11 protein-coding genes are annotated in these 7,301 nt (G+C 37.5%); 9 read left to right on the forward strand and 2 right to left on the reverse strand.

Annotated features, from left to right (window positions below):
• Window positions 1-72: 72 nt before the first annotated feature.
• Window positions 73-270 carry a hypothetical protein gene (locus AAEY57_RS18215; RefSeq protein ID WP_350608467.1) on the reverse strand — a complete coding sequence of 66 codons (198 nt, stop codon included), beginning with the start codon at window positions 268-270 and terminating at the stop codon, window positions 73-75.
• 232 nt (window positions 271-502) lie between these two features.
• Here AAEY57_RS18215 and AAEY57_RS18220 point away from each other — a divergent pair, with 232 nt between their 5' ends.
• On the forward strand, window positions 503-778 hold the full coding sequence (locus AAEY57_RS18220; protein ID WP_024608500.1) for a type II toxin-antitoxin system Phd/YefM family antitoxin: 276 nt from the start codon (window positions 503-505) through the stop codon (window positions 776-778).
• Window positions 762-1,109 (forward strand): type II toxin-antitoxin system RelE/ParE family toxin, encoded by a 348-nt coding sequence (locus AAEY57_RS18225; protein WP_024608499.1) that lies wholly within the window; start codon window positions 762-764, stop codon window positions 1,107-1,109. Before AAEY57_RS18220 ends, AAEY57_RS18225 begins: the two co-directional genes overlap by 17 nt.
• A gap of 61 nt (window positions 1,110-1,170) precedes the next feature.
• Here the strand turns inward: AAEY57_RS18225 and AAEY57_RS18230 are convergent, their stop codons facing one another.
• Entirely contained in the window at window positions 1,171-1,794 is a 624-nt protein-coding gene (locus AAEY57_RS18230) for a recombinase family protein (protein ID WP_008467336.1), read from the reverse strand.
• Between the two features lie 350 nt (window positions 1,795-2,144).
• Here AAEY57_RS18230 and merR point away from each other — a divergent pair, with 350 nt between their 5' ends.
• The 7 genes from merR to AAEY57_RS18265 all read left to right on the forward strand — a co-directional run bounded on the left by merR (window position 2,145) and on the right by AAEY57_RS18265 (window position 7,257).
• Complete coding sequence (merR, locus tag AAEY57_RS18235) at window positions 2,145-2,516, forward strand: mercury resistance transcriptional regulator MerR (RefSeq protein WP_033011277.1); 372 nt, start codon at window positions 2,145-2,147, stop codon at window positions 2,514-2,516.
• Between the two features lie 190 nt (window positions 2,517-2,706).
• Window positions 2,707-3,054 carry a mercuric transporter MerT family protein gene (locus AAEY57_RS18240; RefSeq protein ID WP_008110845.1) on the forward strand — a complete coding sequence of 116 codons (348 nt, stop codon included), beginning with the start codon at window positions 2,707-2,709 and terminating at the stop codon, window positions 3,052-3,054.
• Between the two features lie 46 nt (window positions 3,055-3,100).
• Window positions 3,101-3,385 (forward strand): mercury resistance system periplasmic binding protein MerP, encoded by a 285-nt coding sequence (gene merP / locus AAEY57_RS18245; protein ID WP_350608468.1) that lies wholly within the window; start codon window positions 3,101-3,103, stop codon window positions 3,383-3,385.
• Window positions 3,385-3,804: an organomercurial transporter MerC gene (gene merC, locus AAEY57_RS18250; protein ID WP_008110850.1), complete on the forward strand. Its 420-nt coding sequence runs from the start codon at window positions 3,385-3,387 to the stop codon at window positions 3,802-3,804. Before merP ends, merC begins: the two co-directional genes overlap by 1 nt.
• Before the next feature lie 20 nt (window positions 3,805-3,824).
• Window positions 3,825-5,264 carry a mercury(II) reductase gene (gene merA / locus AAEY57_RS18255; protein WP_008110852.1) on the forward strand — a complete coding sequence of 480 codons (1,440 nt, stop codon included), beginning with the start codon at window positions 3,825-3,827 and terminating at the stop codon, window positions 5,262-5,264.
• A gap of 113 nt (window positions 5,265-5,377) precedes the next feature.
• Window positions 5,378-5,815: a MerR family transcriptional regulator gene (locus AAEY57_RS18260; RefSeq protein ID WP_008110853.1), complete on the forward strand. Its 438-nt coding sequence runs from the start codon at window positions 5,378-5,380 to the stop codon at window positions 5,813-5,815.
• A gap of 215 nt (window positions 5,816-6,030) precedes the next feature.
• Window positions 6,031-7,257, forward strand: coding sequence for an ATP-dependent nuclease (locus AAEY57_RS18265; protein ID WP_350608469.1), 1,227 nt, complete (start codon window positions 6,031-6,033; stop codon window positions 7,255-7,257).
• Window positions 7,258-7,301: the final 44 nt, after the last annotated feature.

Consider the following 7,301-nt stretch of genomic DNA (forward strand, 5'->3'; position numbering starts at 1 on the left):
TGTCAGCCTGAGCCAGACATAGAACAATTATTGCCTTGGAATATCAATATCTAGGTGATGATCACCGGACGTTTACGATAAACCAAACCACTCTTCTGTCACATACTCTTGTGCCCCCCAACCGAACATACCCGCACAGATAAAAATGATTAGATGAAATAAACCGACTATCTGCGGGGCTTCTACGTGAACAGTAGGCGCTGTGCTTTCCACAATAAAAAGTAGAATGACTAAAACTAACAATATTCCAAAACCAATTAAAAACGTCACGAATAGAATCCTTATTTATTCTTCTTTAGGAGGAGTATATCAACTAAAAAAATCTACACACAAAAAGACTTACCCTAAGGTACTCGTGGATAAACCTTAAAATAAAGATATACACCTTGTGGGGAAGCCTAAATAAAGACTAAATTTAGTCTTTTATTATTCTCATGCTATAATTTAAGTAAGCAGTTGAATACTTCGTGCTTAATTTGGAACAAATAAAGAGGTGAATACCATGAGAGTTGAGACTATCAGCTACCTAAAGAAAAATGCGGCTACTTTAACACTTGATGAGCCTATGATTATAACTCAGAACGGAATCCCATCGTTTGTTATTGAGTCATTTGCAGAGAAGAAAAGAAGAGATGAAGCGGTCGCTTTATTGAAGCTTTTATCATTCTCTGTAGAAGATTCAAAAAACAACAGAGTTATGTCTAGTGCTTCATTCAAGAAACGATTAGCCAATCGTAAACTTGAAGCGGAGAAAATAAATAATGACGCAAAAATTTGAGATTGAATACACCGAATCATTTTATAAGACAACGGAAAACCTAATCAATCATCTATCATACTACTCAACTGAAATAGAAGTTATTAGTAAAATAGAGAAAATAATAGATGACTTTGAGGAAAGAATAAAACGAGCACCGGAATCTTGCCAAATATCACCGCCTCTAATGCAAGAGCTTGGAATTAAAACATGGAGAGAGTACAACAAAGGCGGCATTCGAATACTATACCGCGTCATAAAAGATGAAAGTAAAGTAGTGGCTGATGTATTTTTATCACAAAAACAAGATATAGAAAGGGCCCTGACAGACTACTGTCTGATGCATATTTAAGAACTTTTTTATTTTCTTGCGCCCTAACAGGGGTTTTGCGCCCATCCCCTCGAAATTAACCTTAGTCTAAATTTTTAAGCTTTTTTCTAACTCTAATTACCGTACTTCGACTAACTCCAACTGCTTCAGCCGTTTTATTAATACTAAATCCAGCTTCAGTAAACGAGGCAATCCTATCATGAGCCTCTAAATCAGGCTGACGACCGTGATAAAGTCCCTTTTGCTGTGCTTTTACAATACCTTCTTTTTGCTTACGTTCACGTTCTCGATATTCTTTATATGCACTGGCCGCTAATATTTCTAACAGCATATTATTAATAGCACTAAGTATTGATCTCATAAAATCATCACTTGGAAAACTGCCAAATGTTAAATGACTGGTTGGTAGATCTAAACTAACAACACTAATTCCTTTTTCATTTATTGAGGCTACAAGAGTTTTCCAATCATCAGGGCTTAGCCTTGTTAAACGATCGATTGATTCAACTAACAAAACATCACCGGACTCTGATTCATCCAATAAACGAATTAGCTCTGGTCTATCTAAAGAATTACCAGATTTATTTTCTATATAAAAAGAAGCAATTCGTTTGCTGAAGCCAGAAACGAATTTTTTTAATGAGCTTTTTGCTCTATTTGCATCTTGCTCAGAAGTTGATGCTCGTAAATATGCTCTTATGAACATTTTTGCCTAATTAGGTCTATTTAGATGGTGTCATATCATATAGGTTTATTTAAGTGGTGTCATTACGTAATTGCCTGTGATATATTAACAGTATCTTTAGGGTGTACTCATGTAGAACTGCATGTAATAACACTAATTTGGACTTTGATAATGAAAAAGGATAAACCATACATTGTTGTGGTTTAATATTGTTGTAACAACGGTAACTTTACTTATTTAATAGAAGAAAAAACAAAATCAATTAGCGATGTTTAAACTGGTATTCATTGATGGTCACTTTAATTAGATATAAAGTAAGTAAACAAAAAGTCAGTAAGGTAATTGATAACGTGTCTAAACGAACCATAAGTATGTTGGCTAAAGAACTGAGTGTAAATGTCGAAACAATTCGCTTTTATGAACGCAAAGGCTTAATTAAACAACCACCAAAGCCTATGCAGGGCTATAGACATTACCCGAAAGAAACGGTAAATAGAATACATTTTATCAAGCGTTCTCAAGAATTAGGTTTTACGCTAAATGAGATTGAAGGGTTACTTGCGTTAAACGATAGTCCATGTAGTAAAGTACAAGAATTAGCTAATAAAAAACTGATCGCAGTACAAAAAAAGATGGCTGACTTGTTGTTGTTAGAACACGCTTTGGAAGAACATTTAGGACAATGCCAAAATAATGATGACGATAGCCACTGCCCAATAATTGATTCGTTGCAACCGAAGTAAATGATTCACTTAACTACCATTTCCCACTAAAACAGCATATCCAATTTTACTTCTGCGCCTTAATTCAAGTTAGCTTATTCCCCGTATCTGTCGTAGCAGATTATCAAAGATAAATTTTTTATAAATCACCCTTGACTCCGTACTTAGGTACATGCAATACACTTGCATTATCACTTAATGAGGTATCTATATGAATCAAAAAAAATCAAACCTTCCAATGATAGGAGGCATCATAGCAGCATTAGGCGCAGGCGTATGCTGTGTAGGTCCTTTGCTCCTGTTATTACTTGGGGTAAGTGGCTCATGGATTGGTAATGTAACTGCATTTGAACCCTATAGGCCATTATTTATCGCATTTGTAGTGTTGTTGTTTGGTTACTCAGGTTGGAAAATTTACCGTCCTGTAGAAGAGTGTGAGCCGGGAACGGCCTGTGCAATTCCTAAGAAACAGCAACAACGAAAAGTCATTTTCTGGCTGAGCGCTATAGTTGCGACAATTTTAGTGACCAGTAATTATTGGATACTTTTGTTTGCTTAATATACAGATCAAGAAATTTATAACATTTTAAAATTTGGAGCTAATTATGAAAAAATTATTATTAACCGCACTGCTTTCACTTTCTAGTTTTGGTGCTTTTGCTGAAGTAAAAACAGTTACACTGGAAGTGCCAACGATGAACTGTGCGACATGTCCAATCACAGTTAAAAAGTCATTAGAAAATGTTGATGGCGTTGAAAATGCGAAAGTTACCTACAAGCCTAAGCTAGCTGTTGTTTCTTTTGATGACACTAAAACCAGCATCAATGCATTAATTGCAGCGACTACCAACGCTGGCTACCCTTCAAATTTAAAAAGTGAAAATAAGTAATGTTTAGCCCCTTAGAACTAGTTACGCGTATCGGAGATAAAGCAGGCTCTATAGGTGCACTTGTTTCGGCAATGGGATGCGCCATGTGTTTTCCCGCGATAGCTAGTCTTGGTGCGGCAATTGGGATGGGATTTCTTAGTCAGTGGGAAGGGGTATTTATCAATACGTTGTTACCACTGTTTGCAGTATTAGCGCTGGCAATGAATATCTTAGGTTGGTTTAGTCACCGCCAATGGCAACGCACTCTCATAGGCATAACTGGACCTGTTTTAGTCTTATTATCCTTATACCCTTGGTTTCAATATGGCTGGAGTTCATACGCTACCTATACTGGGTTAGGACTGATGGTTGCCGTATCAATTTGGGACATGGTTTCTCCAGCGAATAAGCGCTGTGACGATGAAACTTGTACCGCTTAACGTTTAAAGAGGAATAAAATATGTCAACGAATAGTTGTTGCTCGTCAGATAACTCTCAGCCAGAACAGTTACATGTCGCCATTATTGGTAGTGGCTCAGGAGCTTTTGCCAGTGCTATTAAAGCCGCAGAAGGCGGAGCAAGAGTTACTATCATTGAGGGAGCTGATGTTATCGGAGGTTGCTGTGTCAATGTAGGTTGTGTGCCTTCAAAAATATTGATCCGTGCTGCACAATTAGCGCACCAGCAGCGTACTAACCCGTTTGATGGTTTAGAGAATATTCAACCACAACTTAGCCGCTCCTTATTAGCACATCAGCAAACTGCTCGCGTTGAAGAATTACGTGGTGCTAAATATCAAAGTATTTTAGAGAATAACCCCGCGCTATCTTTACTTAAAGGTTATGCGCGTTTTAAAAATGAAAATACCTTGCTAGTTCAAATGGCTGATGGTAGTGAAGAAGAGTTAGTTGCAGATCGCATTTTAATTGCTACAGGCTCTACACCAAGCATTCCACCAATTGATGGGTTAGTTGATACACCTTATTGGACATCAACCGAAGCTTTATTTTCTGACGTGTTACCAAGTAGTCTGGTTGTCATCGGCTCTTCTGTTATCGCACTGGAAATTGCGCAAGCTTATGCCCGTTTGGGTAGTAGTGTAACAGTATTAGCGCGACATACGCTTTTATACGCAGAAGATCCGTTATTAGGTGAAAAGCTGACTGAATGCTTTGAAAAAGAAGGCATTCGTGTACTTAACAATACCCAAGCAAATCATGTTTCTTACAGTAATAATGGGTTTTCATTAGAAACTAACGAAGGCACATTAACCGCTGAAAAACTGCTTATTTCTACTGGCCGTCATGCAAATACTGACAAGCTTGGTTTAGAAAATGTTGGTGTTGAAACAGATAAAAGTGGTGCCATTGTTGTTAATAGTATGATGGAAACGTCAACAGCTAACATTTATGCTGCTGGAGACTGCTCTAATATGCCACAGTTTGTCTATGTTGCTGCTGCTGCCGGAAGTAGAGCTGGAATTAATATGACAGGTGGAAATGCTCAACTCGACCTATCTACCATGCCTGCTGTTATATTCACTGACCCACAAGTGGCTACTGTTGGATTAACCGAGGAGCAGGCCATAACAGGTGGATTTGAAGTGATAAGTCGTGTTTTGGACATGGAAAATGTCCCAAGAGCATTAGCCAATTTTGAAACGGATGGTTTTATCAAATTGGTTGCTGACAAATCTACTGGGAAAATATTAGGCGCTCAGATTCTAGCACATGAAGGTGGAGAACTGATTCAAAGTGCGGCTCTTGCTATTCATAATAAAATGACAGTCGAAGAATTGGCAGGTCAACTATTTCCGTATTTGACGATGGTTGAAGGATTGAAGTTATGCGCTCAAACCTTTAGCAAAGACGTTAAAGAGCTATCTTGCTGCGCAGGGTAATCATTTAACGGTAATGTACTTACAGAAATGTTAATGGAGTGCCAATTGATTGAATGTAATCAAGATATCTTAAGGCATTCCATTAACAACACAAATTGGAAGCATGCTAAATCATGATTAAATCTAAGGTTGAAAACATTCCTGTTGGTGAAGTCAGTTTTTTGACAGAGATACCTGACATCAATAAGTTCATTAGTAGTGATGATGATGCGTTGGATTTTCCTTTGAGTATTTCTCAACTGGCACTAGCTGCACAAACATCTGTCCATACGGTAAGAAATTATGTTCTTGAGAACTTAGTACACTGCGAAGAAAAAACTAAGTCAGGCCATTCACTTTACGGCTTATGTGCATTAAAGAGATTAAAGTTCATTCGAGCAGCAAGGGCGGCAGGTCTTCTTGTAGTTGATATCAAGCCATTACTAATGGCAATAGATGCAGGAGAAAGAAAAGTTCCTGAAGACATCCAAAAGCTGCTACTTACTAAAATCGAGCATAGAAAAGTATTTTTAAATCTAGTAACAAACCAAATTGAAGAGTTTTGCAATTAGAACAATTATAGAACAGTTCACACCTTTGCCCCAAAACGTTTTAGATAGGCCTTTCTCAACGATTAAAATTTCTTATCCAAAACATGATATTTCTAAAAAATTCTCACCGCTTAATATGCTAGAGTTTACTTATCAATTGATTACTTAAGGTATAGTTAGATTTCTTGATTATTTAAGCGACTTGAACAGAATCCTCTACAAAAAAAGTGGTAAGCATGTTATTAAAGAAACTAGTGGTATCTGGCTACAAAAGCATATCTATAAGCCATCCTCAAACGATAGAGTTTGATCCTCAGCTAACAGTTTTTATTGGTCATAACGGAACAGGAAAAAGTGCCACGTTAGAAGCTCTAAATAAGTTGTTTTCAATCGACCATTCTTTACGTGGTATTATACCTTCTGATTTTCACTTACCTGACGATGTGGATCCTGTAACACCAAGAAATTTAACAATAGAGGCATGGTTCAGTCTTGCAAATGCAAACGGAAATCCATCGATTCCACCTTTAATTAATGGACTTACAGCATCTAGTTCAACAGGTGAAATCATATTTAGGGTTCGCTTAGAAGCAAGCATAAGCTTTGATTACAACCCTCTAGGGGATGTAGACGAAAATATTTGGGTAATCGATGGCGATATGGAAGAACCTGAAGACGATAACAAACATCGTTTATCTGCAACCCAAAGGAATGCGATTCAAGTCAACTATGTACCTGCCAATAGAGATCCATTAGTTCAGTTAAAATACTCATCAAAAGCCATATTGGGCCGTTTGCTCAAGGCGATTAAATGGTCAGAGGGGGAGCAAGAGTCTTTTGAAGCACAAGCTCAGCAACTGAACCAATTAGCATCAGACAACCTAGCTTTAACCCAGATTACACAAGCCATTAATCACAATTGGCAGGAGATATACAAGGGGCGTCATCTCAATCAAGCTGGGCTTAATTTTCCTGTCGGTGATGTGGATGAAATATTGAGACTTATACAGCTTCAGTTTATGCCAGATGCAACTGGAAACAAGGTTGATACTAGTCGACTGAGTGATGGCCAAAAATCTCTAGTTTACTTTGCTCTAACCAAAGCATTATTTGATATAGATAAAGCGACACGACAAGCTGTTGTTAGTAATCAACCATCAAATTTTGATGCTGATAAGATGAAGCTACCTATTTTTAGCTTGATTGTGCTTGAGGAGCCTGAGAACCATTTATCACCACACTATTTAGGTCGAATAATAAAGCTAGTAAAAAATTATGGCGCGACTGAACTCTGTCAATCAGTTATTTCTACACACTCCGCTTCATTGGTTGGGCGTATAGAACCAACACAAATACGTCATTTTCGATTAGACAATGAGAATATATGTACAAAGGTTCAATCCTTATTATTGCCTGAAGATAGCGATGAGCCACGGCAAGATCATTATAAATTGAACTTATAGAATATGTAGTGATCAGATCAAGGCATAATAATCACCTTGGTCAC

Origin of the sequence: Pseudoalteromonas sp. MER144-MNA-CIBAN-0113, from assembly GCF_040308965.1 — a bacterium.
Lineage (GTDB): Bacteria > Pseudomonadota > Gammaproteobacteria > Enterobacterales > Alteromonadaceae > Pseudoalteromonas > Pseudoalteromonas tetraodonis.

Excerpts from the sequence above, each read along its gene's own strand:
- AAEY57_RS18230 (WP_008467336.1), bottom strand. The coding sequence starts at position 1,794 with ATGTTCATAAGAGCATATTTACGAGCATCAACTTCTGAGCAAGATGCA.
- merP (WP_350608468.1), top strand. The coding sequence starts at position 3,101 with ATGAAAAAATTATTATTAACCGCACTGCTTTCACTTTCTAGTTTTGGT.
- AAEY57_RS18225 (WP_024608499.1), top strand. The coding sequence starts at position 762 with ATGACGCAAAAATTTGAGATTGAATACACCGAATCATTTTATAAGACA.
- AAEY57_RS18220 (WP_024608500.1), top strand. The coding sequence starts at position 503 with ATGAGAGTTGAGACTATCAGCTACCTAAAGAAAAATGCGGCTACTTTA.
- AAEY57_RS18240 (WP_008110845.1), top strand. The coding sequence starts at position 2,707 with ATGAATCAAAAAAAATCAAACCTTCCAATGATAGGAGGCATCATAGCA.
- AAEY57_RS18265 (WP_350608469.1), top strand. The coding sequence starts at position 6,031 with ATGTTATTAAAGAAACTAGTGGTATCTGGCTACAAAAGCATATCTATA.
- AAEY57_RS18260 (WP_008110853.1), top strand. The coding sequence starts at position 5,378 with ATGATTAAATCTAAGGTTGAAAACATTCCTGTTGGTGAAGTCAGTTTT.
- merA (WP_008110852.1), top strand. The coding sequence starts at position 3,825 with ATGTCAACGAATAGTTGTTGCTCGTCAGATAACTCTCAGCCAGAACAG.
- merC (WP_008110850.1), top strand. The coding sequence starts at position 3,385 with ATGTTTAGCCCCTTAGAACTAGTTACGCGTATCGGAGATAAAGCAGGC.
- merR (WP_033011277.1), top strand. The coding sequence starts at position 2,145 with ATGTTGGCTAAAGAACTGAGTGTAAATGTCGAAACAATTCGCTTTTAT.